This is a genomic window from Phytomonospora sp. NPDC050363 (assembly GCF_040655735.1).
Classification (GTDB): domain Bacteria; phylum Actinomycetota; class Actinomycetes; order Mycobacteriales; family Micromonosporaceae; genus Phytomonospora.
In genome coordinates this window covers 201,911-227,584 of record NZ_JBFAKK010000008.1, presented here as the reverse complement: position 1 = coordinate 227,584, position 25,674 = coordinate 201,911, and the positions used below count along the sequence as shown (strand labels likewise).

Sequence of the window (25,674 nt, the reverse complement as noted above, 5' to 3'; positions counted from 1 at the left end):
AACTACGAGCGCGGACCGAATCCGTGCAAGAGCGTGTCGATGACGCGGGTGGCCAGCACGTCGGGGTCACCCGCTTCTTCTTGCCCGTGGACGCTCTCGCTGATGAGGGCGACGTAGACGCGCGCCAGCCACGCCAGGTCGACGTCGGGGGCGAAGATCCCGACGTCGCGGGCGGCCGCGAAGGCGTTGTCGCGCAGGGCGGCGACCTCCTCGCGGACCGCGGCGGTCTCCGGGTCGGCGGCATCGGCGTTGTCGAGGGCGAAGGTCCAGGAGTCCTTCACGGCCAGGACGTTGGCGGTCGCCTGGTGCATCGCCACCATGGGGGGCGCGGTCATGGGCCGGGCCGCCTCGATGGCCTCTTTGACACGCTGCCACGCCCACAGGCCCATGGCCCGCAGCAGCGCCTCGCGGTTGGCGAAGCGCCGGTGGACGGTGGTGCGCGCGACGCCGGCGGCCTCGGCGATCTGCTCCATGGACGCGGCCGGGTTGGCGCTGAGCACCCGCTGTGCCGCGTCGAGGATCGCGCGGACGCTGCGTTCGGCGTCGGCGCGGAGCGGTTTGGCCGCCATGGTGTCTCCCTTCGACCAGTAAAGGCTACACCTGAGGAGTCTTTAGAGAGTTATCCGCTACAGCGGTGTTGCACTTGGAGGATTTCTTGCTACATTGATGTCGCAGCCCCTGATCGAAGGAGAACGAAAATGACCACCGCCCTGATCACCGGAGCCTCCTCGGGCATCGGCGCCGCCTTCGCCGACCGCCTCGCCGCCGACGGCCACGACCTCGTCCTCGTCGCCCGCTCGACCGCGGTGATGGAGGAGCACGCCGACCGCCTCCGTCGCGCCCACGGCATCGCCGTCGACGTCATCGGCCAAGACCTCGCCGAACCCGACGCGCCCGAACGCGTGCTCGCCGCCCTGGGCGGGAAACCCGTCGACCTGCTGATCAACAACGCCGGCTTCGGCACCTGCGGACGCTTCGAGGACATCGACGCCGAACAGGACCGGCGCCAGATCATGGTCAACGTCGCCGCGCTCGTCGGCCTCACCCACGCGCTCGTGCCGGGCATGCTCGCCCGCGGCAGCGGCGGCGTGATCAACGTGGCCTCGACCGCCGGCTTCCAGATCTCGCCGCACTTCAGCGTCTACTCCTCGGCCAAGACCTTCGTGCTCAACTTCAGCCTCGCGCTGTGGGCTGAGTACCGCGGCCGGGGCGTCAACGTCCTCGCCCTGTGCCCGGGACCGGTCGAGACGTCCTTCTTCGACGTCATCGGCACCCGCGAGGCGGCCGTCGGCGGCAAGTTCATCACCCCCGAGGTCGTCGTGGACGCCGCCCTGAAAGCCCTCGCGCGCAACCGCGGCTACGTCGTGCCCGGCCGCAGCAACTTCGCCCTGGCCCACCTCATGCCTCGCCGCCCGCGCAAGCTCGTCGCGCTCATCGCCAAGCGCGTCACCGGCGGCGTCGTGGGAGCGACCCGACGTCCCGACGCCGTCGCCGTCAACACCTAGGGTCAAGCCATGTCCGTGCTGCCGCCCCGCGTCATCGCCGAGCTCGTCGCCTCGGTCCCCCTTCCCGAAGGGGCCCGCTACCACGACGGCCCCGCCATGAGCGTCGGCTCGCAGCTACGGGCGCTCGCCGCCGACCTCACCCCGGCGGCGACCTACCAGCTCCCCGGCCCCGTCTGGGAGCGCGCCGCCTTGAGCGTCACCCCTGGCACGGGTCTCGCGGTGATCCCCGGACGCGACGCGCTCACCGCGGTCGCCGAAAGCGGGGAGGTCCTGTGGACCTTCCCGCACACCGACTGGAACTCCTCCGACGGCAGCGGTTCGGCGGTCGTCACCGCCGACGGCCGCCACGTGTGGGCGACCGTCCTCGGCCCCGACGCCGAGCCCTACGGCGGCGACCTGTGGGTCGTCCTCGACGCCCGTACCGGCGCGCTGCTCGCCGAGGCGACGCTCGGCTGTGCCGCCGCCGGGTCGGAGCACCACCTGCATCCCGACGGCGAGCACGTCGCCCTGTCCGTCGGCGAGGGGCAGGACGCGGCGCCGCTTTTCTGGGGCCGGCTCGACGGCGGGCGGCTGGTCCACCGGCAGGACGGCGACGGCCGTGTACTTATCCACATCTCACCCGAGACGGGGGAGTTCTACACCGTCGCGCACTACCTGGAGGACGCCTCCGTCCACAGGTTCGCCGAGGGCGCGCAGAAACTCGTCTTCCCCGGCGAGTGGCTCGTCGTGCGCGCCGGACTCGACGGCGTCCACTGGTCCGTCGACTACAGCGGCGGCTTCGTGGACGCCGAGACCCTGCTGGTGGCCCTGCGGGACTACGACAAGGGCGGTTTCGCGCACCTGCTGGTCGACGCCGTCAGCGGTGACGTGCTGGGTCTGGCCGAGTACGCCGAGGCACCGCGAAGCGGGGCTTATCCACAGGGAGACGGCACTTGGCTCACGGTTGTGGACAACCTGCTGTGCCGGTGGAAAACCTGTGGATAACCCTGTGGGTAAAGCTGTGGATTCTGTGGATAACTTGTGGACGAAGCTGGGGACGGCGCTACTCGCGCCGCTCGTCCTCGGGGGGAACCGCCTGCGCCTGTTCGAGGGCGTCACCCTCGTCGGCCTCCTCGGGGAGGCTCTCGACCACCACCTCGTCGCCGTCGGCCGGATCGGCCGGAAGTGACTGCTCAGTAGCGTCGGCCTCAGGTGCCTCTGGGTCTTGCCAGTCTCGGCCCGTCATAGGATCACCGTAAAGCCGCGCGCCGGGGCGTGTGACCGGTACGGCCGAGTACGACTCATCGTCGGCAGGGACAGCGCCGTCCGGCACGATCCGCAACTGAAACCTTTTGGGAGCTTAAATGCCCATCGCCACACCCGAGGTCTACGGCGAGATGCTGGACCGCGCCAAGGCCGGCGCGTTCGCCTACCCCGCCATCAACGTGTCCTCCTCGCAGACCCTCAACGCCGCCCTCCAGGGCTTCGCGGAGGCCGAGAGCGACGGCATCATCCAGGTGTCGACCGGTGGCGCGGAGTACTTCTCCGGTCCGACCGTGAAGGACATGATCACCGGTTCGGTCGCCTTCGCCGCCTACGCCCACGAGGTGGCCAAGAAGTACCCGGTCAACATCGCGCTGCACACCGACCACTGTCCGAAGAACAAGCTCGACGGGTTCGTCCGTCCGCTGCTCGACATCTCCGCCGAGCGCGTCGGCAACGGCCAGGCGCCGCTGTTCCAGTCGCACATGTGGGACGGCTCGGCCGTGCCGCTCGACGAGAACCTCCAGATCGCCGAGGACCTCCTCGCCCGTGCCGCCGCCGCGCACATCATCCTCGAGATCGAGGTCGGCGTCGTCGGCGGCGAAGAGGACGGCGTGGTCGGCGCGATCGACGACAAGCTGTACAGCACCGTCGAGGACGGCCTGGCCACCGCCGCCGCCCTGGGCGTCGGCGAGAAGGGCCGCTACATGACGGCCCTGACCTTCGGCAACGTGCACGGCGTCTACAAGCCGGGCAACGTGAAGCTGCGTCCGTCGATCCTCAAGGAGATCCAGGACGCCGTCGGCGCCAAGACCGGTCGCGAGAAGCCCTTCGACCTGGTCTTCCACGGCGGCTCCGGTTCGCTGCTGGAGGAGATCCGCGAGGCCCTCGACTACGGCGTCGTGAAGATGAACGTCGACACCGACACGCAGTACGCGTTCACGCGCCCGGTCGTGTCGCACATGTTCACCAACTACGAGGGTGTGCTCAAGGTCGACGGCGAGGTCGGCAACAAGAAGGCCTACGACCCGCGCGCCTGGGGCAAGGCCGCCGAGAACGGCATGGCCAAGCGCGTCGTGCAGGCCTGCGAGGACCTTCGCTCGGTCGGCACGACCCTGCGGAAGTAGTCTCCCGCGAAGCACTGACACGAAGCCCGGCCCGGTGAACACCGAGCCGGGCTTCGTCGTGCCCGGGGGCCGGATCGGCGTCGTGAGCCTGATTTGTGGCACTATGGACCTATCCCGATAGGAGGATTCCCGTGCCTCACATCTCCGCGCCCCACTTCACCGCGCCCGCTCCCGTCCTCGCCGCGGACGGCCCGGGGGCGGGCTGGGCCTTCTTCCTCGCGTTCGTCGTGCTCGTACTGGTCATCGGGACGGCGTTCTGGTGGTGGGGTCGCCGTCGGCGACGCCCTCAGGACCCGACGTGACCTAGCCCGCCAGGCGGTAGGCTCCCCCCTTATGAGCGACGTCCAGGCGCCCTCCGCCGCCAAGCAGCCCGCACCCCGCACACATCACGGCGACACCGTCGACGATCCGTACGCGTGGCTGCGCGACGGCGAGAACCCCGAGGTCCTGGCCTTCCTCAAGGACAACAACACCTACACCGAGGCGCACACCGAGCACCTCGACGGCCTCCGCGAGAAGATCTTCGGTGAGATCAAGGCGCGCACCAAGGAGACCGACCTGACCGTCCCCAGCCGCAAGGGCGACTGGTGGTACTACACCCGCACCGAAGAGGGCAAGCAGTACGGCATCCACTGCCGCATCGCCGCCACCGGCGACACCCCGCCGGACCTCGGCGAGGGGGGGCCGCTCCCGGGTGAGACGGTCCTCCTCGACGAGAACGAGCTGGCCGATGGCCACGAGTTCTTCGCGCTGGGCGCCTTCACGATCACGCCCGACGGGAACCTGCTGGCCTACAGCACCGACACCACCGGCGACGAGCGCTTCACCTTGCGGTTCAAGGACCTGCGGACCGGCGAGGCGCTGGCCGATGTCATCGAGGGCGTCTTCTACGGCGGCGCCTGGTCCCACGGCGGTGAGGCGCTGTTCTACACCCGCGTCGACGAGTCGTGGCGCCCGTTCCAGGTGCACCGCCACGACCTGGGCGCCTCGGGCGAGGACACGCTGGTCTACGAGGAGGCCGACGAGCGCTTCTGGGTCGGCGTCGACCTGTCGCGCAGCGAGAGGTACCTCTTCCTGGAGTCGCACAGCAAGATCACCAGCGAGATCCGCTACCTGGCCGCCGACGACCCGACCGGCGAGTTCGCGCTGTTCGGCGCGGGCCGCACGCACGGTGTCGAGGCGACCGTCGACCACCAGGGCGACCGCTTCCTGGTGCTGCACAACGACGGCGCCGAGAACTTCGAGCTGGGCTGGACGCCGCTGGACGACACGTCGAGCTTCCACACGATCCTGGCGCACCGGGCCGACACCCGCATCCTCGACCTGGACGCCTTCTCCACGCACCTGGTGGTGTCGTACCGCCGCGACGGGCTGACCGGTGTGTCCATTCTGGACTTCGTCGAGGGCGAGGGCTACGGCGAGCCGGTGGAGTTGTCGTTCCCGGAGCCGATCTTCACCGTGCACCCCTCGGCCAATCCCGACTACGTCAGCGGCCAGGTGCGGTTGTCCTACGCGTCGATGGTCACGCCGGACTCGGTGTACGACTACGACCTGGCGAGCCGTGAACTGCTGCTGCGCAAGCAGAAGCAGGTACTGGGCGGCTACCGGCCCGAGGACTACGAGCAGCGCCGCGAGTGGGCCGTCGCCGAGGACGGCACCCGCGTGCCGATCTCGCTGATGTACCGCAAGGGCGTCACACCCGACGGCTCCGCGCCGGCGCTGATCTACGGGTACGGCTCCTACGAGACCTCGATCGACCCGTACTTCGCGATTCCCCGGCTGTCCCTTGTGGACCGCGGGATGGTGTTCGCGATCGCCCACGTGCGCGGCGGCGGCGAGATGGGCCGCGCCTGGTACGACAACGGGAAGATGCTGCACAAGCGCAACACCTTCACCGACTTCGTGGCCTGCGCCGAGCACCTGGTGAAGTCCGGCTGGTCGGCGCCCGACCGGCTCATCGCCCGCGGCGGCAGCGCCGGCGGCCTGCTCATGGGCGCCGTGGCGAACCTCGCGCCGCAGCGTTTCGCGGGCGTGGTCGCCGATGTCCCGTTCGTGGACGCGCTCAACACCATCCTCGACCCCTCGCTGCCGCTGACGGTCATCGAGTGGGAAGAGTGGGGCAACCCCCTCGAAGACGCCGATGTGTACGAGTACATGAAGTCGTACACGCCCTACGAGAACGTGGCGGCGACGGAGTATCCGGCGATCCTCGCGGTGACGTCGCTGCACGACACACGGGTGCTGTTCCACGAGCCGGCCAAGTGGATCGCGCGGCTGCGCGAGGTCGCCTCGGGCGGGCCGTTCCTGCTGAAGACCGAGATGGAGGCCGGCCACGGCGGTCGGTCGGGGCGCTACGACGCGTGGAAAGAGGCGGCCTTCGCGCTGGCGTGGATCCTGGACACGGCGAAGGTGAAGTAGCGCCGAAGGGCTTTGTGGACGGACCGGGCGTCGGCGCCCGGTCCGTTTCGCCGTGATGGCTTGGCAGCACGCGGGTGGCGGGGCCATAGAATCCGCCGGTGATCGCACCCGTCGTACGGACCAGGGCCAACACCCTCGGCGAGAAGGGCCGCCGATGGCTGGCGGAGCTCCCCTCGCTCGTCGAAGAACTCGGCCGCGACTGGGGCTTCGCGGACCCCGAGCCGCTGGCCGGCGGAACCGCCGCGCTGGTCGCGCGAGTGCGGTTGCGCGACGGCTCTCCGGCGGTCCTGAAGATCGCGGTGCCCGACGAAGAGGCCGCCAACGAGATCGCCGTCCTGACCGCGGCGGGCGGGCGCGGCTACGTTCGGCTGCTGGAGGCCGACCCGGCTCGCCTGGCGATGCTCCAGCCCGAGCTGGGTCCGTCCATGGTCGCCCTCGGCATGCCGCCGGAGGAAGCCATCACGGCCCTGTGCGCGACCCTCCGGGAGGCGTGGACGCTGCCGACGGCCGTCGGACGTGTGCAGGACACGGCGGCGCTCCTCGCGACGCTGGTCGAGGACCTCTACGGGAAGCTTCGTGAGCCCTGCCCCCGCCACGTCGTGGAGCTGGCGCTGGAATACGCGCGCCGCCGGTCCGCCGGCGCCGGCGCCGGTGCCGGCGCCGAAGTCGTCGTGCACGGGGACCCGCACCCGGGGAACGCCCTGCGGCGTGGTGATGGCTTCGCGTTCGTGGACCCCGTCGGCATCCGCTGCGACCCCGCCTACGACCTCGGGGTGATCCTGCGCGACTGGCCCGAACGGCTTCTCGGCGGCGACGCGGGCGCTTTGGCCCGCGACTGGTGTGCGCGGCTGTCGGCGGGGTCGGACGTCGACCACGACGCGATCTGGGAGTGGGGGTACCTGGAGCGGGTCTCCACCGGGCTGCACCTCACCGACCTCGGTCTCGGGGATGAGGGCGCGGGGTACCTGGCGAGCGCGGAGCGGTTGGCGCGGTGAAGCGGCCCGGAGGTTCGCCGGGCACGGTGGGGGCGGTGGGGGCGTTGGTCTTGTTTCGGCACGGCGCGGCGCGGGAGGGCGCGGCGCGGCACGTGCTCGCTGGCGGCGGCGTCGTCGTGCGCTGGTGGTCGCGCCGCGCGCTGGTGGTCGCACCGCCTCGGTGCCCATCGCTCTGTCGCCTCACGTGTCACCGGGGCTTCGTGGCTCGCGGGGCTTCGTGTCCCGCCGCGCTGGGCGCCTCTCCCGCCGCTCCCTTCCACCTCACCCGTTCTCGCCGCCCGCCGCTCATGCCTGCAACGCTGGCCGCCTCGCTTCCGCTCTGGCGCCTCCGCCTCACCTCCGCCCCACCTCGCTTCCCACGCCCGGCGCCTCCGCCTCACCGGCACCCCCACCTCGCCTCCCACCGCCGCGCTCCACCCCCACCTCGCCTTCCACCGCCCGGCACCTCCACCCCGTTTCCACCCCGCGCGTTGTGGCTGGGCAGCGCTCTTCTGCCCGCCGCTGCTTGCTTCCATCGCAGGTGGCCGCGTCGCTTGCCTGGCGTAAGTTCCTGGGGCGCTGCCCCAGACCCCGGGCCTCACTCCGGAAACGTTGGGGTGCCTCGCCCTTGGGCTTTTGAGCCCCACTGGCGCTTCACCCGCTGAAGGCTTGGGGTTGGGTGCTTGGGGTGTTTCCGTCTCACGGCCTGTTCAAGGGCACCTGGCGAACCTGTCGGGGTCAAGGGAAAGTGCGCCCTTGACCCCGACAGAACCCCCAGGAAGATCCAATCACCGGCCGACCGACGGAAACACACCTCCAGGCGAGGTTTCTGCCGTGCTTCGCACGGCTCGCGCACACTGAAGGCGTCGGCAGCAGCCGCGCAGGGGATGGTTTAAGCAGCGGCCGCGCACGAGCTGCTTCGAGCGGCAGCGGCACACGAGACGGCTCGGCGGACCCTGGCCGCGTGCATCGCCCCGCCCCGCCCCACCCCACGGCGAGCCAGCGCCCCGCCCGCTGCGGCCCCCGTGCACACTATCCCCGTGTCACCACGCGCCACCGCTCCCGCCACCTGGCCCGCCATCGCCGCCGACCTCGCGCGCCATGCCGCCGGCTTGACGCCCGCCGAGGACGCCCGCCATGTGCGGGTCGGCATCGACGGTGCGCCGGCGGCGAAGCCGCGCGACCTTGCCGAGGCGATCGCCCTTGAACTTCGGCCGTTGGGGCGCGAAGCGATCGTGGTCCCTGCCGAGGGCTTCTTGAAGCCGGCTTCTCTTCGCTTCGAGCACGGCAAGCGGGACGCCGACGCGTTCCTCGACCTGTGGCTCGACTCCGGGGCGATGTTCCGCGAGGTCTTCGATCCGCTGGAGGCCAAGGGGTCCGGCCGGATCCTCCCCGACCTGTGGGATCCCGTGCGGGACCGCGCGACGCGCAGCCCCTACGTAGAACTCGCGGCCGGGACGGTCGTCATCGTGGTGGGCACGATGATCCTCAACCGGTGGTTCCCCTTCGACCTGTCCGTCCACATTCACCTCTCGGCGGGCGCGCTGCGCCGCAAGACCGACGAGAGCGCACAGTGGACGCTGCCGGCCTTCGCCCGCTACGACGAGGAGACCGATCCGCTCAACACCGCCGACGTGGCCGTCCGCGCCGACCACGCCGACCGTCCGGCGTGGAGCCGGCTCCCCCGCTAGAGATCGTCCACGAGGTCCCACAGCTCTTCCGGCGACAGCAGTCCACCCCGGTCGTACGCCGCCTCGAAGTCCTCGGGCTCCAGCGCCGCCCTCAACTCCGCCTCGTAGCGCTCCCCGATCCCCAGCAGCGCGCTGAAGCCGAACAGCCTCGACTCCGCCTCGGGCCAGGCCGCGTAGCTCCTTCCCAGCAGCACCACGGCCTCCAGGGACCTGCCCGTCGCCGCCGCGACCCAGGCGAGGGCTTCGAGGTTGGCGCCGACGGCCCGCTGGTCGCCGAAGTCCTCCTGGATGCGCAGCCCTTCCCTGAGCATCGGCAGCGCCGAAGCGGGGTCGGAACTCTTCGATCCCAGGATGCCCAGCCCCCACAGCAGATAGGTGCGGTGCCAGCGCTCGCCGTGCTCACCGGCGATGGCGCGTCCCTGACTCAGCCAGGCGATGGCTTCTTTCTCCTTGCCGCGCAAGGCTTCGGCGATGCCGAGCTGACTCAACGCGTGCTGCGCGCCTTGGTCCTCGCCGATCGCCTGGAAGAGCCGCAGCGCCCGTTCGGAGACCTCGACGGACTCTTCGAGGGGTCCGGCGACCAGCGCGATCAGCCCGCGAACGAGGGTGGCCCAGGCGATCGTGGCCTTTCCGCCGCCGTCGACGGCGAGGTCGCACAGCTCGCCGACACGCTTCATGTCGCCGATCAGGACGTACACGTAGGCGCAGGCCCAGTAGGCGTCGAAGCGTTCGGCGGGGTCCTCGCAGGCCTCGATGCCCTTCTCCAGCCACCGGCGGCCCTCGTCGACCGTCCCCGACGCCAGCCAGAACCACCAGAGGGTGCGCGCGATCCTCAGCGCCCTAACGGAAGCGGGTCCGCCGGCCTCCATGCCGTACTTCATCGCGACGCGGAAGTTGGGCATCTCGGCGCGCACGCGGCGCAGCACGTCGAGCTGCTTGGGTCCGTACCATTCGGTGTCGGCGCGGGCGATGTAGGACAGGCACCAGTCGAGGTGGCGTTCGCGGGCGGCGTCGAGTTCACCCGACGCGGTCAGCCGCCGCAGTCCGTACTCCCGCACGGTCTCCAGCATCCGCAGCCGCTGGCCCGCGTTGACCAGCACGGACTGGTCGACCAGCTCGGAGACGGCACCGAAGGCCTCCGCGCCGCCGGCGGACGTCACGGCTTCGAGCGGCGCGCCGCCGAGGTAGACCGACAGGTCGCACCACAGCCGGCGCGCGGCCTGCGAGCAGAGCTCGTGGCTCCAGTCGAGGGTCGCGGCCATCGAGGCCTGGCGCGGATGCCGCACACCGGAGTCGTCGGCGAGCGGGGCCGACGGGACCGCCAGGTACTCGTACAGCTGCGCCAGCGAGAAGGTGCGCAGCCGGCGGGCGGCGAACTCGATGGCGAGGGGGAGCCCGTCGAGGCGTTCGCAGATGCGGGCGGCGCATTCGAGTTCGGCCTCGCTCGGGTCGAAGCCGGGAAGGACGGCTCGGGCGCGTTCGAGGAGAAGTCCGACGGCCTGCGGACCGGTCAACGGGCCCACAGTGGACAGATGTTCCTCGGGCAGTCCCAGCGCCCGGCGGCTGGTGGCCAGGATCGTCACACCCGTTGTGTTGGTGAGGATCTCGCGGGTGAGGCGGGCGACTCCTGCGGCCAGGTGCTCGCAGTTGTCGAGCACCAGCAGTAAATGCCGCCCGCTGAGGGCGGCGAGCAGTTGCTCCTCGGGGTCGCGGACCGGGTCGGGGGGCTGGTCGAGCGCGGCGAGGATCTTGCGGGAGATCAGGGCGCGGTCGTCGAGGTCGGCCAGCTCGACCCAGCGGGCACCGCTGCGGTAGTCGATCTGGACGCAGGCCGCGATGCGCTGGGCGAGGCGGGTCTTCCCGACCCCGCCGGGGCCGGTGATGGTGACCATCCGCGCGGTGTCGAGGAGGCGGACGGTGCCGTCGAGTTCGTCGTCGCGGCCGAGGAAGGAGGCGGGATCGTCGGGGATGCGGCCGACGGGCGCGGGCGTGGGGGTGCGGTTGGCGGCGGCCTGCCAGCGGGCGAGCCACGGGGATTCGTCGGTGACGCCGCAGGCCCTGACGAAGGCGGCGACCACCGGCCAGCTGGGCAGCCGGCGTCCGGCGGCGGCGTCGGACAATGTGGACGGTGCGCAGTTGGCGCGCCGTGCGAGGGTCCGGTAGGGGAGGGCTCCGCTGCGGTCGCGGAGTCGTCGCAGCGCGCCGGCGAACTCCGCCACCGGCCCGCCGTTGCGGTCGATCGGTCGTTGCGGCCTGCCCACGATGTTCCCCCAGCACAACAAGTTGTTCGGGTCATTGATCGGCGATTGTTCGCTACCCGTCCGGCGAGACGCTTCTGAGCTGCGTTCAATCGCTTGAAGTTACAAACTAACCACTCCGAACCCAAAAGGCACGAACGGAAACGGGACAGCGAGAACACAGGTAGCACGAACGGGTGAAGTCGCCCGTCGCGACGAAGGTTGCGACGGTTCGGACAGTTCGTTCCGGCAGGCGATGACCCGGCGAAGACGGAGTCACCGACGCGCGCTGGTGGCATGCGCGGAGGTGGCCGTACCCGGTCGCTCAACGGGCCGTCCTCGTCGTCCGCTGTGAGGACGCCGCGCTACCGCATGTGTGAAGTTGGTGGGCACTTCTGTCCCGGACCGTCGCTGACCGCCAGCGCCTTTGTGGGGGACGGCGGATCGGCGACCTCTTATGGTCGCCGATCCGAAGCCCTTCCGGGCCGGGGCGCAGCCTAAAGCCGCGGCCGCGAGCTGTTCTCGGGCCGCGGCCAGTGCCGCCGGAGTGTGCGGGTGCACCCGTCCGGTCGCGGCCAGCCTCGGCAGGACTCCCACGGCGGTGAGCGCGCGTTGATGGTCCTCGCGCACGCCCGCGAGGTGGACGTGCTTGCCCGCCGACTCCAGGGTCTCGATGACGTCGCGGAGCAGCAGCGCGCCGGAGGAGTCGATGGTGGACACCTTGGCGCAGCGGAAGACCACGGCGCTGAAGCCGTGCGGGTCGGTGAAGGTGTGCAGGAGCCGGTGGGTCACGGCGAAGAACAGCGGACCGTCCAGGCGGAAGGTCGCGATGTCCCCTTCGTGTCCGACGCGTTCGGCCCGGGTGGCGCCGGCGATCTGCCGGATCGCCGAGATGCCCGCGACGGCCACACCGACGGCGATCGCGGCGAGCAGATCGTGGGCGAGGGTGAGGATCGCGGTGACGAGCATGATGATCCCGTCGGCCCGCGAGACCTTCCCGAAGGTGCGCAGCACGCCCAGTTCCAGCATCCGCACGGCCGTGGCGATCAGTACCCCGGCCAGTGCCGCCAATGGGATGTGCGCGACCAGTGGCGCCGCCGCGAGCGCGATGACGGCGAGCCCGGCGGCGTGCGTGAAGGCCGCGAGGCGTGATCCGGCGCCGGCGCGCACGTTGACGGCCGTTCGCGAGATCGCCGCCGAGGCGGGCATGCCGCCGAACAGCGGCGCGAACATGTTGGACAGGCCCTGCCCGAACAGTTCCCGGTTCGAGTCGTGCCGTTCTCCCTTGCCGCGCATACGATCGGCGACGGTCGCCGACAGCAGGCTCTCCAGTGCGCAGATGCCGGCGATGGTGACCGCCGACCAGGCCAGCGACGGGATCGCCGACAGTTCCAGGAAGTCCAGTGACGGCGCGGGAAGTGTCGCGGGCAGCGCGCCTATCTCGGCGGCGGTGATCGGGGTCAGTTCGACCACGATGGTGGCGCCGATGATGGTGAGCAGCGAGAACGGGATCTTGGGCCGCCAGTGCGCGCCCAACAGGGTCACGCCGGCGACGGCCGCGGCTATGAGCACCCCGGTCCATTGTGGATCCGCGGTGAACTCGCGCAGTGACTGCCACGCGCCGACCAGGACCTTCTGGTCGGGCGGTGCGGGAACCCCGAGCATGACCGGGATCTGCTGCACGAAGATGATCGCGGCGATGCCCGCCGTGAAGCCCTCGACCACCGGCGCCGGTATGAGCCGGACGTAGCGGGCGACGCCGGTCGCGGCGAGCACGATCAGGATGATCCCGGCCATTACACACGCGGTGAACACGCCGCCGAGGCCGTAGGAGAGGACCATGGGCGCGAGTACGACGGTCATGGCGCCGGTCGGGCCGGACACCTGGAGGTTCGAGCCGCCGAAGACGGCCGCGATCGCGCCGGCCACGATGGCCGTGGTGAGCCCGGCTGCGGCACCCAGTCCCGAGGCGACCCCGTAGCCCAGTGCCAGCGGGAGCGCGATGATGGCGACCGTCACGCCGGCCAGGAGGTCGCGCCGGGGATGGCGGCGGACTTGGAGCAGGTCGTCGCGGCGGGGCAGCAGGTCGCGAAATCCCCGCGACGTGGCTCGCGCCGCCGTCTTGACCACTGTGGACATGGAACTCATCGGTGTGTCCCCTCCTCACGTCCGCGGAGGAGACGCCGTCGAACCCGCGCACGGGGCGCGGGCGGACTGTGGCAATGGCACCACAATGGGTTGGGCTGAACGGCGGCCATTTCTTCCCCCGGGTCGCTTCGTTCGGTCCTTATGTGATTGTTGTGCGGTTATGAGTTCGGGGTGGGGTCGTCCACCGGCGCGCGGGGACGCAGATGCCTTGCACGGTAGCGGTCCGTGACCGCCGATGTCATGATCTTCCCTGGTGTGTCGCGATCATGAGAGTCATTGTCGATAAAATGTCAGCGCAGGCTTTCCAGCAGGTCCGGCACCGCGGCCTCGTACTCGAACCAGTGGACGTCGGGACTGAAGCCGAGCTGGGAGTTGACGTGCTCCAGGGGGGAGTTCTCCAGCGCCGTCCAGGTCTGCACGTCGCGCAGCTGCGGTTCGGCCGAGCGCAGCTCGGTGAGCATGCGGGCCTTCATGGCCAGCGCCAGGCCGTAGCTGCGGTGGGCGGGGGCGACGACGGTGTCGTACTGGTCGCCGCGGGTCGGGCGCTGCGCGGCGACGACGAGTTCGGTGAGCCCGGCGACCTGCTCGGTCTTCTCGTGCACGGCGACCACGAGGTGCGTGCGCATGCCGCGCCCGCGCAGGGTCGCGAGGCTGTCGCGCAGCCGGACGGCGTCGGAGGAGCCGCGCCACTCCGAGGCCTGCGGGCCGGCGGTGCGCAGGTTCGCCTTCGTCGCGGCGTAACGCTCGTGGAGACCGTCGGGCAGGCCGCCCCGGTGGTATTCGAGCCGGTAGGGGGCGCTGACCTGGCGCGCCTGCTGGGACGTGCGCGTCCAGTCCACACTGGACATCGGAAGCAGGCTGCGCCACTCCACGACGGCCCTGCTGAACCCGAGGCGCTCGTAGAAACCGACCGCCGGAGTCGTCGCGATGACCTCGGTGCTGATCGTCTCGCGACCGTCGGCGGCGGCGTGCTTGGCCAGCTCGGTGAGCAGGGCCCGGCCGACGCCGAGGCCGCGCGCGCTCGGCCGGACGAAGATCTCGAAAACGCCCGTGTGGGCGAAGTCGCCGCCGAAGAGGAGAAGGTTCGCGTGCCCGGCGATCGCGCCGGCGTCGTCGTAGGCGGTCCACGCCACCCGTGACTCATCGGGCATGGTCACCGACAGGTAGTCACCGAGCCGGTCCTCGCACCAGCGCGGCTCACCCGGCATGTCGGCCTCGGTCATCTCGTTGAGGACCGCGAGCCAGTCGGTGAACGCGTCGCCGTCGGCGGTGGCCGGGTCGAAATCACGTACCTGCATTGACCCTGCTTACCCGATTCGAGCGCGTAAAGCGACCCTCATCTCACAGGATTTCGGCAGAGTTAGGGATCGATGCCTCCGAGGCGTGGCCGGTGGGGCGGATTGCGGGGTTTCGGGCGTTGCGGGGGTGGGTGTCCGGTTGTGATTTCGAACGCGTTCAGGAGGTCGCGCGACGGTGGACGGCGAGGGCGACGGCGACGAGGGCGGCGACCTTTTCGCGGGGATGGTCGTCGGGGATGCGCCCGGCGAGGCGCTCGGCGCGCGCGGGATCAGTGGGGGCGAGGGCCGCGGCGACCTCGGGCAGTCCCTCGGCGATGCAGCGGGCCACGGACGTCGACTGGTCTCCGCCGCGCAGCGCGGCCGGGATCTCCTCGGCCCTGCCAACGAGGCGCTCGGCGCGGGCGGGGTCGGTGGGGGCGACCACCCCCGCGATCTTCATCAGGGCCGTCGACCTCGCACCGGCTGACAAGGGGCCCAGCTGCGCGAGCAGTGACTCCGCCAGGTCGGGGTCGACAGGGGCGACCGCGGGAATGAGCCTGCCGAACGCGTTGAACCGGTTGAAGCTGCCGACGGGGATGTCGCCCACCAGGCGAAGGGCCCGCCCGAGGTCCACGGGAACCAGCGCTTCGGCGAGCACGCCGAGTTCGTCGGTCAGAAGGAACCCGCCGGGAAGGGTGCGCACGAGCCGCTCGGCGCGGTCGGGGTCGGTGGCGGCCAGTGCGGCGGCGATCCGCCCGAGGGCGTCGGCGTGGCGCTGCCTATCGGTGATCGTTGCCGCGACGGTTTCGGCGCGGTCGGGGTCGTGGGCCGCGATGGCCGCCACCGCGTCCACCAGAGCCCGCTCGCGCTGGGGTTCGGCGAGGGATCGCGCGAGCGAGACCGCTCGCGCCGGGTCGCCCGCGGCGAACCCGCCGACCAGGCCTGCCTTGAGGTCGGCGCTTTCGGCGGGTATCAGGTGGGCGACGCGCTCAGCCAACGCGGGATCGACCGGGATGAGCGCTTCGGCGAGCTTCGCCAGGTCGCGGGCGCTCACGCGGGGCGCCTCGCCGATCCGCCTCCCGGCCCGGTGGGGGTCGAACCAGGCCAGCGCGCGGACCGTCCTGCCGAGATTGCCGAGATCGTCGGCGCGGTCGGGGAAGCGGCGCAGGATCGCCTCGGCCTCCGCGACGAGCCTCGCCGCGCGGTGAGCGCCGATGGCACCCGCCCCGGCGACCTCCAGCAGCGCCGCCGCCCGGTACTCGGGGAACTCCTCAGGCAGCAGGCGGGCGACGTGTTCGGCGCGGCCGGGCTGCGTCCCGGCCAGGGCGGACGTCCCCGCCAGCAGCACGGTCGCGCTGAGCTCGCCCCGGTCGGCGGGGAAGGTCAGCGCGAAGCGGGCGGCCTCCTCGACGCCGGTCTCGGCGAGGGACTCGACCAGATGCGTGAGGGTTTCCTTCTTGTCGGAGTCGTCGCGCAAGGAGTACGCGTATCCGGTGGCACGGCTGGGATCGAGCAGAACGAGACCTTCGACGAGGTCGTGCCCGGCGAGGATCCGGGAGCTGCGGCGGACGATCGAGCGGGCGGTCTCGGCCGCCTGCTCGACGAGCCCGGCGACGCGCGGGGAAAGGACGGTGAGCGGTGCGACCGGCGGCACCTGTCCCAGCGCACCCTCGGCCACGGTCCGCCGGGGCTTCCCGGCGACGGTCGGCGTGATGCCGCACTCCTGCGCGATCACCCGCGCCAGACAGGGATCCTCCGCGAGGCCGCCGGTGAGGAACAGCCGCCAGACCCGGCCCCACTCGACCGCCGCCTCGGCGACGGTTCTGGTCACCGTCACGGCGGCACGCTCGTACAGGCCGGCCGCCTCGCGGTCGAAGTCCTCGCGTCCGACCCGGGTCTCCATGCCGTCGAAGCTGAGCTGGACCGCCGTGCGGCTCGACAGCCGTTCCCGTGCCCTGCGCGCCTTCTCCCACAGTTCCGGCCGCGCACGGTGCCATGCGCCGCGTTCGGGCGAGGTCACCTCGCGCCAGAAGCGGGCGAGCAGTTCACCGCGAGGCGGCCGAGGCTTCACGAGATCGAGCACCACGCGGTCGAAGGCGAGGCCGCCGACGTCCTCGCGGGCGCCGCTCACCAGCGCGAATCCCTTGTCGTCACGGCGAAGCACGCTCACCGCGAACCCTTCCGCGCCAGCGTCGCAGAGCACCGCGTGCAGACCGACGGGCACACGGTCGCCCGCGGTCTCGAAGCCAGTGGCGGCGGCGACCGCCTCGGTCACGTAGTAAGTGCGCGCAACCTCCTGCGCCTTGCGCACGGCCGAGCGCAGGACCGTCCGGCGCTTCTCGTCCCACTCGGCCGGATACGTCATGACCATGGTGTCCGGGCGGGTGCCCGCGCTCTCGACGGCCTTGGCCCATACCGTCCGCAGGGTCGCCGCGATCAGATCCTCGACGGGGTAGGCGATCCGGCGCAGGCGCACGCGCCCCTCACCTACCCTCCGTCTGGGATGCGGCTCCAGCCCGGCCGGGTCTTGAAGCCCCGCGCGCACGGCGTCCCGTCCGGTGAGCAGACTGCCGTCGGGGGCGAGGTACACCGCCGAGGGAAGGAACTCCGAGTCCTCGAAGCGCAGGGGCCGAGTCTCGCCGTCGGGCGTCGCCAGCACCGCGACGGTGTCGGCGGTCCCGTAGTCGACGGCCAGACGAAACCCCGGCATGCACGCAGACTACGACACCCCGGTCCTGTTTCGGCTCAAGCCGTTCCGGCCAGCACCAGCCCATCCCGCCGGTACCGGCCGGGCGCCGTCCCGTACTCGCGCTTGAACGCCTTGCCGAAGGCGAACTCCGAGCCGTATCCCGCGTGCCGCGCCACCGTCGACAGTGGAGCATCGCCTTCCCGCAGCAACCTCGCCGCGGTGATCATCCGCCAGCGCGTCAGGTACGCCAGGGGCGCCTCGCCGACGGTCGCGGTGAAGCGTTTGGCGAAAGCCGCACGACTGAGCCCGGCGACCGTCCCCAGCGACTCGACCGTCCACTGTCGACTGGGGTCGGCGTGGACCTCGCGCAGGGCGGCGGCGATCGGCGGGTCGGCGAATGCCGCCGCCCAGCCGGTCTCGGCCGACTCCGCCGACTCGGCGAGGCGGGCGCGCAGGATGTAGAGCAGCAGCAGGTCCAGCAGCGGAGGAACGGCGGCGTCGCCGCCCGGGCGCGACTCGGCCAGCTCGGCGGCCAGGAGGTCGACGGCACCGCGCAGCGCGGGGTGCGTACCGAGCCGGGCGGGGATGTGGACGACCTCGGGCAGCTCGGCCAGCAGAGGGTGGGTGCGGTCGGCGGCGAGCTCGTAGGAGCCGCACAGCAGGCTCGTCGCGGGGCCCGGTCCGGGAATCTCGCGGGGTTCGCCGGGGCCGGCGGTCTCGGTGATGGGCGTGCCCGGCTGATCAACCAGTTCGTGCTCGCAACCGCGCGGCATGAACACGACGTCGCCGACGCCGAGGGCGAGCGGTTCGGTGCCCTCGCGGAGCAGGTGGCAGGAGCCCTGGAGCACCACGTGGAAGCCGGCGGACTCGACGCGTCCGTAGCGGCGGCCCCAGGGGGCGTGGCGGATGAACATGCCGGACACCGGGCGGCCGGTGCGGGTGGTGGCGAGCACGTCGCTGAGAACGTCCATACCTGGAGTCTATGCCTGAAGACGCTTGGACATGTAGAGAGGATTCTGAGGCATGGGAAGTCTCGCCGAATCCTCATACGGTGGGTTCAACACCGAAACCGAGGAGTCGTCATGAAGATCGCCGTTTACGGAGCCAGTGGCCACGTCGGCCGCTTCGCCGTGGAGGAGCTGCGCCGCCGCGAGGTCGCGACCGTGCTGGTCGGCCGCGACGCCGAGCGCCTGAAGGCCGCCGCCGAGCGGGCCGGGGCCGCCGGAGCCGAGATCCGCGTCGCCGGAGCGCACGACCATGACGCGCTGACGGCCGCGTTCGCCGACGTCGACGCGGTGGTGAGCACGCTGCCCGACTACACCGGCAACGGCGAAGGCGTTGTGCGGGCGGCGATCGCGGCCGGCGCGCACTACGTCGACGTCGCCGGGGAGCAGCTGTTCGTCCGCAAGATCTTCGACGAGTACGGCGAGGCGGCGGCGAAGGCCGGCGTCACGCTGGTCACCGCCGTGACCGAGGCCGGGGTCTTCGCCGACCTGCTCACCGTCGTGGCCGCCGAACGCCTCGGGGGCGCCGACGAGGTCGTGCTCAGCCACGTCGCCTCCGGTGAGGGCTCGCGCGGGAGCATGCGCACGGTCTTCAACAACCTCGACGTCTTCCTCTCCGGCGGGCTGTCCTGGTCCGAGGGCGGCTTCGTGTCCGGCCCCAAGGCGCGGCGCGAGGAGTTCGAGCTGCCCGACGGTGAGACGGTCGCGGTGCGAAAGTTCCCGCAGCCGGGCGTGGTCACCATCCCGAGGCACACCAAGGCCGGCGCGGTCGAGGGGGTGCTGGCGACGGCGATCCTCGACGTGGTCAAGGACGTCACCGAAGCCGACCTCGCCGCCGCGCCCGAGGCCCCCGACAAGCCCGCCGCGTACCAGATGGTCGTCGACGTATACCGCAACGGGCACCGCCTGCGGGGCATCGGCAGCGGCCCCGACACCTACCGCAACAGCGGCCAGATGTCGGTGGACGTGGCCCTGCGTCTGGTCGCCGGAGCCGGGAAGCCCGGCGCGCACAGCACCGCCGAGCTGTTCGCGCCGGTGGAGTTCCTCGACTCGCTCAAGGCCTACGACATGGAGTGGTCGCTCACCGGCTGATCCCCCGCTCGGGGGACCCCTTCCGCTCCGCAGCGGGAGGGGTCGCGGCCGTTTCTCCCCGAGTCTGGAGAGCATGGACACCGCACCGATCCCGCAGGCGCCCCGCTGGGCCGTCCGCACCGCCCACCTCATCCTCCTGTGCGTTGCGCCGTCGACGATCTGGCGTGCGGCCATGGCCCTCGGCGTGAACGTCGGGTTCAGCGAGGAGGTCATGCGGACCCACTACCAGTCGCCGGGCTGGGGAACGGTCTACATGCTCGCGCTGTGCGTGCTCGCCGAGCTCGCGGCCTTCATGTCGATGGGCCTGGTCCACCGCTGGGGCCTGGTCGCCCCGCGCTGGATCCCGTTCATGGGCGGCAAACGCGTGCACCCGACCGCCGCGGTCACCGCCGCCGGGATCGGCACCGGCCTGCTCACGCTGCTGTGGATCTACCAGGGCTGCGTCGCGGTCTTCCTCCAGCCGGCCATGGGCCTGACCGGCGTGTACGCGGTGGTCATGCTCGCCTGCTACGCGCCGCTGCTGCTGTGGGGGCCGATGCTGGGAGCGCTGACCTGGTCGTACCACCGGCGGACGAAGGCGCCGAGGCTCGTCTAGGCCCGCAACACCCGGGGAGCGGCGCCAAGCTCGCGGCGGCAGACCTTGTTGAAGGCCTGGAGATCGGGGATTCCGACGGCCGCCGCCACCGTCGGGATCGGCAGCGTCGACTCCCGCAGCAGGTGGCGTGCCCGGTGCATGCGCCGGTGGCGGATGTAGGCGACTACGGTGTCGCCCGTCTCGGCGCGAAACAGCCGCGTCAGGTGGTTGTGCGAGACCCCGACCGCAGCCGCGATCCTCGGCACCTCAAGGGTTGCGGCCAGGTGCGACTCGATGTGCGCCATGGCCGCCGCGACCGCCGGGTGGGTCCGCCCGCCGCCGGGCTCGCCGAGTGCGGCGATCCGGTGCAGCGCCGCCCACACCTCGGCCGTCGCGCGGGCCGGCGAGGTCGGCCACACCGCGATCGCCGAGGACAGCAGCGCGGTGAGCACCGGCACCTCCGCGCCGCCGTCCTGGATCACCGGGATCGGTTGCCCCGCAACGGTCGCCGTCGGCCGAAAGTGGACGTACAGGTGCTCCGAGGGGCCGGTGTAGATGTACTGCGAGGTCGCGCCGGCCGGGATCAGGCTGACCCGGCCGGGCCGGATGCGGTGCCGGGCGCCGTCGACGGTCAGCTCGGCGTCGTAGCGGTAGAGGTGCAGCTGCCACAGGTCGGGCAGGCGGAAGCGGTCGACGAGACGGCCGCCGGTGCCGTGGGTGCTCACCCCGAGGTTGCGCAGGCGCGGCGGCTCGGCCAGGGCCAGGGACACCCGCTCGGTCATGGTGAGAATCTACCAGTAATGGGGAATGAAACCAACGCGTCGTGCCTGGTGGCGCCCCTAACCTTGGGGTACAGCGACCAGTACTCCCATGGAGAGGCCATGACCGAACACCCCGAAAAGAAGCATCTGCTCAGCTCGGTGCAGATGGCCCGTTTCGTGGCGCACGGCGCGTTCCGCATGGACGGCGTCGTGCCCGCGTCCCTCAACGAGCGCGCGATCGCCGTCTTCGACGAGGGCGTCGCGCGCGCCTACGCCGGAGCCCCGCTGGAGGAGGCGTACCCCGAGGGGTCCTTCGTCCGCGAGCTGCTCGACCTGCCCGAGGTGGCCGGCGCGATCCACAGCCTCGTCGGGCCGTCGCCGCTCATCGACCACCACGCGGTGCACATCCGCGAGGCCCGCAACGGCTCGGCGCAGCCGCTGCACGCCGACGCGATCATCGACACCCGCGACGACGCCTTCGACGTGCAGCTCATGTACTACCCGCAGGACGTCACGCTCGACATGGGCGGCACGCTCTCGGTCCCCGGCACGCACCTTCGCCGGATCAACGAGTCCGACACCGGCCGCTACCAGAACATGCGCGGCCAGACCCGCCTGGTCTGCCCGGCCGGGACCGTGCAGTTCCTGCACCACGGCATCTGGCACGGCGGGCGCCGCAACGACAGCGACACCACCCGCTACATGTTCAAGATCCGCTTCAACCCGACCGTCCGCCAGCGCCTGCTGTGGAACACCGACGACCTCCACGACCCGGCCGTCCTCGAAGAACTGCGGGTCCGCTTTCCCTGGCACGAGAACGCCTCCGGGCGCATCGAGTACGTCAACCGCACGCGGCTGTGGCGCGCGCTGACCGGCGACCCCGCCTTCGACCTCGACTACTGGATGACCCGCGTCGAGAACCGCCCGCAGCGCGTGCTGCCGAGCGTCTGAACAGGAGGAACAGTGACCACTTCCACCACCCGACAGCAGGTCCTCGTGCTGTACCTGGCGACCTCGGCGCTCGACGCGAAGGTCATCGCCTGGTCGCGCTACGACGGCACCGGCCAGACCAACCCGGCGGCCGGCGACAGCGACGAACCGCCCTACGAGACCGGTGTCGAGGCCCTGCTCGACGGCTGGCGCCTCTTCCAGGTCTCGCCGCTGATCCCGCCGTACCCGGGCGCGGAGTACGAGACCTCGTTCCTCAAGCACGAGTTCCTCTTCGAGAAGCTCACCTAAGCGCGGGTCACGTCCAGCGCACGTGCGTACTTGCGCGCGATGAACATCTGCGCGGCCCGCGCCACCGGGCGCGCCAGCCGGGTGTACCAGGTTCCCGGGCGGCTGACCGCTTTGATCGTGAAGCGCACGCCGCCCGGGATCTCGGTCAGCAGAAAGGCCTCCTCGCCCTGCTCGGGGTGCCCGGGGAGGGTGCCGTAGCCGAAACCGGCGAGGGTCGGCTCCTCGACGGCCCACACCACACGGCATGGTGCCCGCAACGGCCCGAACCGTTGCACCACCTCGACTCCCGGTGCCACCCGCGCCGCCGTCGGCTCCGGGTGAAGGCCCGCCCGCCGGTGGACCTCCCAGGAGAACAGCAGCTCGACGGCGGGCGCGAAGGGCACCGCGAGTTCGGTGGCGTAGTCGAGCCGGTCGTAGCCCTGCGGCAGGTCGAAGCCCTCCTCGCGGGTGATGCCGACGTGCGGGTAGGTGAAGTCCACCGCGATCAGCCGGCCGCTTCGAGGATCGCGCGCAGGTCGGCGGGCGTGCGGTAGTACAAGCCCTGCATCCCGGTCTCCCGCGCGGCGATCACGTTCTTCTCGGTGTCGTCGACGAAGAGGCATCGTTGCGGCGGTACACCGGCGACCCGCGCGGCGTGCTCGTAGACGCGCGGATCCGGTTTGGCCCAGCCGATGCGCGAGGTGTTGACGATCGCGTCGACGGCATCGGCCAGCCCCAGCGCGGCGAGGTCGTCTTCGAGACGGCTGGTGGCGTTGGAGACCAGCACGACCTTGGCGTGCTCGCGCACCGCCGTCAGCAGTTCGAGGACTTCGGCGTCGACCACTCCGGCGCCCGCCGTCCACGCCGCCACCGCCGCCCGCGCGGCCTGTTCGCCGTGCTCGGCGGCAAGGTCCTCGACGACGGCGGCGCGCCACTGCTCGTCGGTGACCTCGCCGGTGATCGCCGGGACGAGCCGGTGCGGCGCGAAGGCCGCAGCGGGCAGCGTCCCGGCGGGCAGTCCGTGCGCCTTTTCCGCGCCCGCCATGATCTCGGGGTCCCAGATGCGCAGGACTCCGTCGATGTCGCATAGAAGGGCGTCGAAGTGCAGGTCCATGGCCGGATACTACGCCTGGCGCGGCGCCGACTCCTCCGGCAGCGGCTGCGCGTAGGCGGGGTCGCCGCCGGTGGCCACGCGGGAGTAGCGCAGCAGTTCGCGGACGATCCCGGACGAACCCATGCCCCAGGGCACGCGGGGCGCGAGTTCGGGCGGGTCTTCGCGGTGCTCGTGGTTCGACCACGACACCAGACCGTCCTCGACGGTGGCGCGCGCGTCGAGGTCGGCGACGAGGATCCGTGCGAAGTCGCCGCCGACACCGCGCTCGACCATCATGTCCCCGGCGAAGCCGAGGACGCCGGCGGTGCCGCAGCAGTGGGCGCTGTTGTCCCAGAAGCCGGGCTCAAGCCGCTCGGGGAGGCCGGAGGTGGTGACGGTGTGCCAGCAGCGGTCGACCAGGTCCGTCCACTTCGGATCCCCGGTGACGCGGGCCAGGGCCCGGAAGGCGACGGCGTCGCCGGTGGGGCCCGCGCACCAGCCGTAGCCGTAGCGGCCGAGGCCGGGGTACTCCTGTTGCGGATCCGAGTGAGGGGCGAGGAATCCGTGCTCGTCCTCGTTGCGGGAGACGACGTCGGCGGCACCGGCCAGGGCCGGTTCGAACATGTCCGGCCGGCCGGTGGCCTCGCCGATGACGGCCAGGGCGTAGACGATGCCCAGGGTGCCGTGGCCGAAGTGGTGCACTCGGTACTCGCGGCCCTTGAAGTGCTCCCAGGTCACGCCGTTCGGTGTGGGCTCGGTGCCGCTCAGGTAGGGCTCGACGGCCGCGACGGCGAAGTCGGTGTCGCCGCAGCGTGCGGGCACTGTCTTCGAATCGGACATCGCTCTACCTTGACACGCTTTGTCAATCCGCGACGGCCAGGCAGAGCGTCACCGACGGCTCCTCGGCGTCGGCCTCGAAGCGGGCGACCTCGTCGGTCGAGGACGGGCACTCCTCGGAGTCGTCCTCGATGCGCACGAAGACCCGGTAGTTCCCCTCGCCCGACCAGGCCCAGCCGCACGGCTGCCGCAGCCACTCCTCGCCGTCCTGGTAGACGCAGTCGTCGACGGCGGCGTCGCGCGCGCTGCGGTTCCACAGGAACGACCCCGCCGCGAGCACGACCACCCCGATCACGATCAGCCACACCCAGCCGCCCAGGCCGCGCTTGGCGGGGCGCGGGGTCGGCGGCTTGGGCACGGGTTTGCCCGACTTCGGCCGCACGGCTGGCGGCTTGGCCACCGGCTTCGGCGTCGGCGGGGCCGGCGGCGCGACCCATTCGGGGCGGGTCTTCGGCCACACCGCGGTCGGCCGCGGCTCCAGCTTCGTGGCGGCCCGGGCGGCACGCTTCTCCCGTTTGTCCCGCTTGCCGGACTTCGTCGAACCACCGGCGGCGGCCCGCAGCTCGTTGCGCGCCTGCGTGACGGTCGGACGCTGGTCGGGGTCCTTCTCCAGCATCCGCGCGACCAGCCCGCCCAGCGCCCCGGCCCGGCGCGGCGTGCGCGGCCGGTCGTGCAGGACGGCGGTCATCGACGAGACGTGGGTGTCGCGGTGGAACGGCGAAGTGCCCTCGATCGCGTGGTACAGCGTCGCCCCGAGGGAGAACACGTCGGACACGGGCCGGTCGCCGGCGCCCAGCAGCCGCTCGGGCGCGGTGTACTCCGGCGTGCCGATCAGCACCCCCGCCAAGGTCACCGGCGTGTCGGCCAGATGCACGGCGGTCCCGAAGTCGGTGAGCAGGACCTCGCCGGACTCGGTGAGCATCACGTTGTCGGGCTTGACGTCGCGGTGCAGGATGCCCTGCTCGTGAGCGGCGTCGAGGGCCCTCAGCAGGCCCCTGGCCAACGGCATGGCCTCGGCGACCGACAGCGGCCCGCGCTGGGAGAGCCGGTCGGCCAGCGAATCCCCGCGCACCAGCCGCATGATGATCCAGGGCGCCCCGCCGTCGACGACCACGTCGTGCACCGGCACGACATTGGGATGGTCGCGCAGCTTCGCGGCGTTGCGCGCCTCACGCGCGGCCCGGGCGATGCGCTCGGCGCGCTCGCCGTCGGGAATTCCGGGTGGGATCTGGACCTGCTTGGCCGCGACGTCGACGTCGAGCTGCAGGTCGCGGGCCTTCCAGACGTGCCCGAACCCGCCTGAGCGCAGTCGCCGCTCAAGCCGGTAACGCCCGCCGACCAGGTGCCCCGTGCCCTGTGTCACCGCACCTCCTTCCGCTCGATGCGGATGGAATTCATGGTGACACAGCCGCACAACTCACTCCAGCCGTCGCCTTCCGGCGAAACCCAGCTCGGTGCGGTGGTACCACTCCAGGCTCTCCTCGCCCTCCAGCCAGCACAGGCGGACACTCTCGCCGTCGAGCGTCGCGGGGAAGTCGATCAGCAGCGGCGCCACGCCCTTGACCTCGATGCCGTGCGCGCCGAACCAGGCGACGGCCTCGTTGAGGTGCGCCTCCAGCGCCTTCGCCTCGGGGACGCCGCCGTTGCCCGGCCCGCCCGTGTGCAGCGCCAGGGTCAGCTCCGCCAGATTCGCGCGCAGCCGCACGATCACCGCCGCCCGCTCACGGACCTCGCCGATCAGCGCCTTCGCCTCCGCAACCGTGAACTCAGCCATGTGCACCACCCTG

24 protein-coding genes are annotated in these 25,674 nt (G+C 71.4%); 12 read left to right on the top strand and 12 right to left on the bottom strand.

Annotated elements, in window-relative coordinates; translation table 11 throughout:
• Positions 1 to 2 precede the first annotated feature (2 nt).
• Positions 3 to 569 carry a helix-turn-helix domain-containing protein gene (locus AB0I28_RS22955; RefSeq protein WP_357496371.1) on the bottom strand — a complete coding sequence of 189 codons (567 nt, stop codon included), beginning with the start codon at positions 567 to 569 and terminating at the stop codon, positions 3 to 5.
• A gap of 129 nt (positions 570 to 698) precedes the next feature.
• On the opposite strand from AB0I28_RS22955, the gene AB0I28_RS22950 reads away from it, so the two are divergent.
• The 8 genes from AB0I28_RS22950 to AB0I28_RS22915 all read left to right on the top strand — a co-directional run bounded on the left by AB0I28_RS22950 (position 699) and on the right by AB0I28_RS22915 (position 8,957).
• Positions 699 to 1,505, top strand: a complete 807-nt coding sequence (locus AB0I28_RS22950; RefSeq protein WP_357496369.1) for an SDR family oxidoreductase — start codon at positions 699 to 701, stop codon at positions 1,503 to 1,505.
• Positions 1,506 to 1,514: 9 nt separating this feature from the next.
• Positions 1,515 to 2,489, top strand: coding sequence for a hypothetical protein (locus AB0I28_RS22945; RefSeq protein ID WP_357496367.1), 975 nt, complete (start codon positions 1,515 to 1,517; stop codon positions 2,487 to 2,489).
• A 34-nt stretch (positions 2,490 to 2,523) separates the two neighbouring features.
• Positions 2,524 to 2,673, top strand: coding sequence for a hypothetical protein (locus tag AB0I28_RS22940; protein WP_357496365.1), 150 nt, complete (start codon positions 2,524 to 2,526; stop codon positions 2,671 to 2,673).
• A gap of 175 nt (positions 2,674 to 2,848) precedes the next feature.
• Positions 2,849 to 3,874, top strand: a complete 1,026-nt coding sequence (gene fbaA / locus AB0I28_RS22935) for a class II fructose-bisphosphate aldolase (protein ID WP_357496363.1) — start codon at positions 2,849 to 2,851, stop codon at positions 3,872 to 3,874.
• A 131-nt stretch (positions 3,875 to 4,005) separates the two neighbouring features.
• The gene (locus AB0I28_RS22930) at positions 4,006 to 4,176 is read left to right on the top strand and encodes a hypothetical protein (RefSeq protein WP_357496361.1); all 171 of its coding nucleotides are present in this window, start codon (positions 4,006 to 4,008) and stop codon (positions 4,174 to 4,176) included.
• Between the two features lie 31 nt (positions 4,177 to 4,207).
• On the top strand, positions 4,208 to 6,292 hold the full coding sequence (locus AB0I28_RS22925) for a S9 family peptidase (RefSeq protein ID WP_357496359.1): 2,085 nt from the start codon (positions 4,208 to 4,210) through the stop codon (positions 6,290 to 6,292).
• Between the two features lie 98 nt (positions 6,293 to 6,390).
• Positions 6,391 to 7,287, top strand: a complete 897-nt coding sequence (locus AB0I28_RS22920) for an aminoglycoside phosphotransferase family protein (protein WP_357496357.1) — start codon at positions 6,391 to 6,393, stop codon at positions 7,285 to 7,287.
• A gap of 1,019 nt (positions 7,288 to 8,306) precedes the next feature.
• The gene (locus AB0I28_RS22915) at positions 8,307 to 8,957 is read left to right on the top strand and encodes a uridine kinase (RefSeq protein ID WP_357496355.1); all 651 of its coding nucleotides are present in this window, start codon (positions 8,307 to 8,309) and stop codon (positions 8,955 to 8,957) included.
• Here the strand turns inward: AB0I28_RS22915 and AB0I28_RS22910 are convergent.
• The 5 genes from AB0I28_RS22910 to AB0I28_RS22890 all read right to left on the bottom strand — a co-directional run bounded on the left by AB0I28_RS22910 (position 8,954) and on the right by AB0I28_RS22890 (position 18,279).
• Positions 8,954 to 11,218 (bottom strand): helix-turn-helix domain-containing protein, encoded by a 2,265-nt coding sequence (locus AB0I28_RS22910; protein ID WP_357496353.1) that lies wholly within the window; start codon positions 11,216 to 11,218, stop codon positions 8,954 to 8,956. The genes AB0I28_RS22915 and AB0I28_RS22910 overlap by 4 nt on opposite strands.
• 252 nt (positions 11,219 to 11,470) lie before the next feature.
• Complete coding sequence (locus AB0I28_RS22905; RefSeq protein ID WP_357496351.1) at positions 11,471 to 13,342, bottom strand: SulP family inorganic anion transporter; 1,872 nt, start codon at positions 13,340 to 13,342, stop codon at positions 11,471 to 11,473.
• Between the two features lie 290 nt (positions 13,343 to 13,632).
• Positions 13,633 to 14,640 carry a GNAT family N-acetyltransferase gene (locus tag AB0I28_RS22900; RefSeq protein ID WP_357496350.1) on the bottom strand — a complete coding sequence of 336 codons (1,008 nt, stop codon included), beginning with the start codon at positions 14,638 to 14,640 and terminating at the stop codon, positions 13,633 to 13,635.
• A 157-nt stretch (positions 14,641 to 14,797) separates the two neighbouring features.
• Positions 14,798 to 17,329 carry an Hsp70 family protein gene (locus AB0I28_RS22895; RefSeq protein WP_357496348.1) on the bottom strand — a complete coding sequence of 844 codons (2,532 nt, stop codon included), beginning with the start codon at positions 17,327 to 17,329 and terminating at the stop codon, positions 14,798 to 14,800.
• Between the two features lie 35 nt (positions 17,330 to 17,364).
• On the bottom strand, positions 17,365 to 18,279 hold the full coding sequence (locus AB0I28_RS22890; protein ID WP_357496346.1) for an AraC family transcriptional regulator: 915 nt from the start codon (positions 18,277 to 18,279) through the stop codon (positions 17,365 to 17,367).
• Between the two features lie 111 nt (positions 18,280 to 18,390).
• Here AB0I28_RS22890 and AB0I28_RS22885 point away from each other — a divergent pair, with 111 nt between their 5' ends.
• Together AB0I28_RS22885 and AB0I28_RS22880 are read left to right on the top strand one after the other, a co-directional pair.
• Positions 18,391 to 19,404 carry a saccharopine dehydrogenase NADP-binding domain-containing protein gene (locus tag AB0I28_RS22885; RefSeq protein WP_357496344.1) on the top strand — a complete coding sequence of 338 codons (1,014 nt, stop codon included), beginning with the start codon at positions 18,391 to 18,393 and terminating at the stop codon, positions 19,402 to 19,404.
• Positions 19,405 to 19,477: 73 nt separating this feature from the next.
• Positions 19,478 to 19,999: a hypothetical protein gene (locus tag AB0I28_RS22880; protein WP_357496342.1), complete on the top strand. Its 522-nt coding sequence runs from the start codon at positions 19,478 to 19,480 to the stop codon at positions 19,997 to 19,999.
• On the opposite strand, the gene AB0I28_RS22875 is transcribed toward AB0I28_RS22880, so the two are convergent.
• Complete coding sequence (locus AB0I28_RS22875; RefSeq protein WP_357496340.1) at positions 19,996 to 20,760, bottom strand: AraC family transcriptional regulator; 765 nt, start codon at positions 20,758 to 20,760, stop codon at positions 19,996 to 19,998. The genes AB0I28_RS22880 and AB0I28_RS22875 overlap by 4 nt on opposite strands.
• Positions 20,761 to 20,859: 99 nt before the next feature.
• Between AB0I28_RS22875 and AB0I28_RS22870 the strand changes: the two genes are divergently transcribed.
• Both AB0I28_RS22870 and AB0I28_RS22865 read left to right on the top strand, forming a co-directional pair.
• A complete protein-coding gene (locus AB0I28_RS22870; protein ID WP_357496338.1) occupies positions 20,860 to 21,690 on the top strand; it encodes a phytanoyl-CoA dioxygenase family protein in 831 nt (276 codons plus the stop codon).
• Positions 21,691 to 21,702: 12 nt separating this feature from the next.
• Entirely contained in the window at positions 21,703 to 21,978 is a 276-nt protein-coding gene (locus AB0I28_RS22865; RefSeq protein WP_357496336.1) for a hypothetical protein, read from the top strand.
• On the opposite strand, the gene AB0I28_RS22860 is transcribed toward AB0I28_RS22865, so the two are convergent.
• From AB0I28_RS22860 to AB0I28_RS22840, 5 genes are read right to left on the bottom strand one after another with little or no spacing between them, the layout of a single operon-like run.
• Positions 21,975 to 22,457: a DUF1990 domain-containing protein gene (locus AB0I28_RS22860; RefSeq protein ID WP_357496334.1), complete on the bottom strand. Its 483-nt coding sequence runs from the start codon at positions 22,455 to 22,457 to the stop codon at positions 21,975 to 21,977. The two genes, AB0I28_RS22865 and AB0I28_RS22860, sit on opposite strands and share 4 nt — an antisense overlap.
• A gap of 5 nt (positions 22,458 to 22,462) precedes the next feature.
• Positions 22,463 to 23,071 (bottom strand): HAD family hydrolase, encoded by a 609-nt coding sequence (locus AB0I28_RS22855; RefSeq protein WP_357496332.1) that lies wholly within the window; start codon positions 23,069 to 23,071, stop codon positions 22,463 to 22,465.
• 9 nt (positions 23,072 to 23,080) lie between these two features.
• Positions 23,081 to 23,890 carry a lanthionine synthetase LanC family protein gene (locus AB0I28_RS22850; protein ID WP_357496330.1) on the bottom strand — a complete coding sequence of 270 codons (810 nt, stop codon included), beginning with the start codon at positions 23,888 to 23,890 and terminating at the stop codon, positions 23,081 to 23,083.
• 22 nt (positions 23,891 to 23,912) lie between these two features.
• Positions 23,913 to 25,250 (bottom strand): serine/threonine-protein kinase, encoded by a 1,338-nt coding sequence (locus AB0I28_RS22845; protein ID WP_357496328.1) that lies wholly within the window; start codon positions 25,248 to 25,250, stop codon positions 23,913 to 23,915.
• A 54-nt stretch (positions 25,251 to 25,304) separates the two neighbouring features.
• Positions 25,305 to 25,661, bottom strand: coding sequence for a DUF2203 domain-containing protein (locus AB0I28_RS22840; protein ID WP_357496327.1), 357 nt, complete (start codon positions 25,659 to 25,661; stop codon positions 25,305 to 25,307).
• Between the last annotated feature and the right edge of the window lie 13 nt (positions 25,662 to 25,674).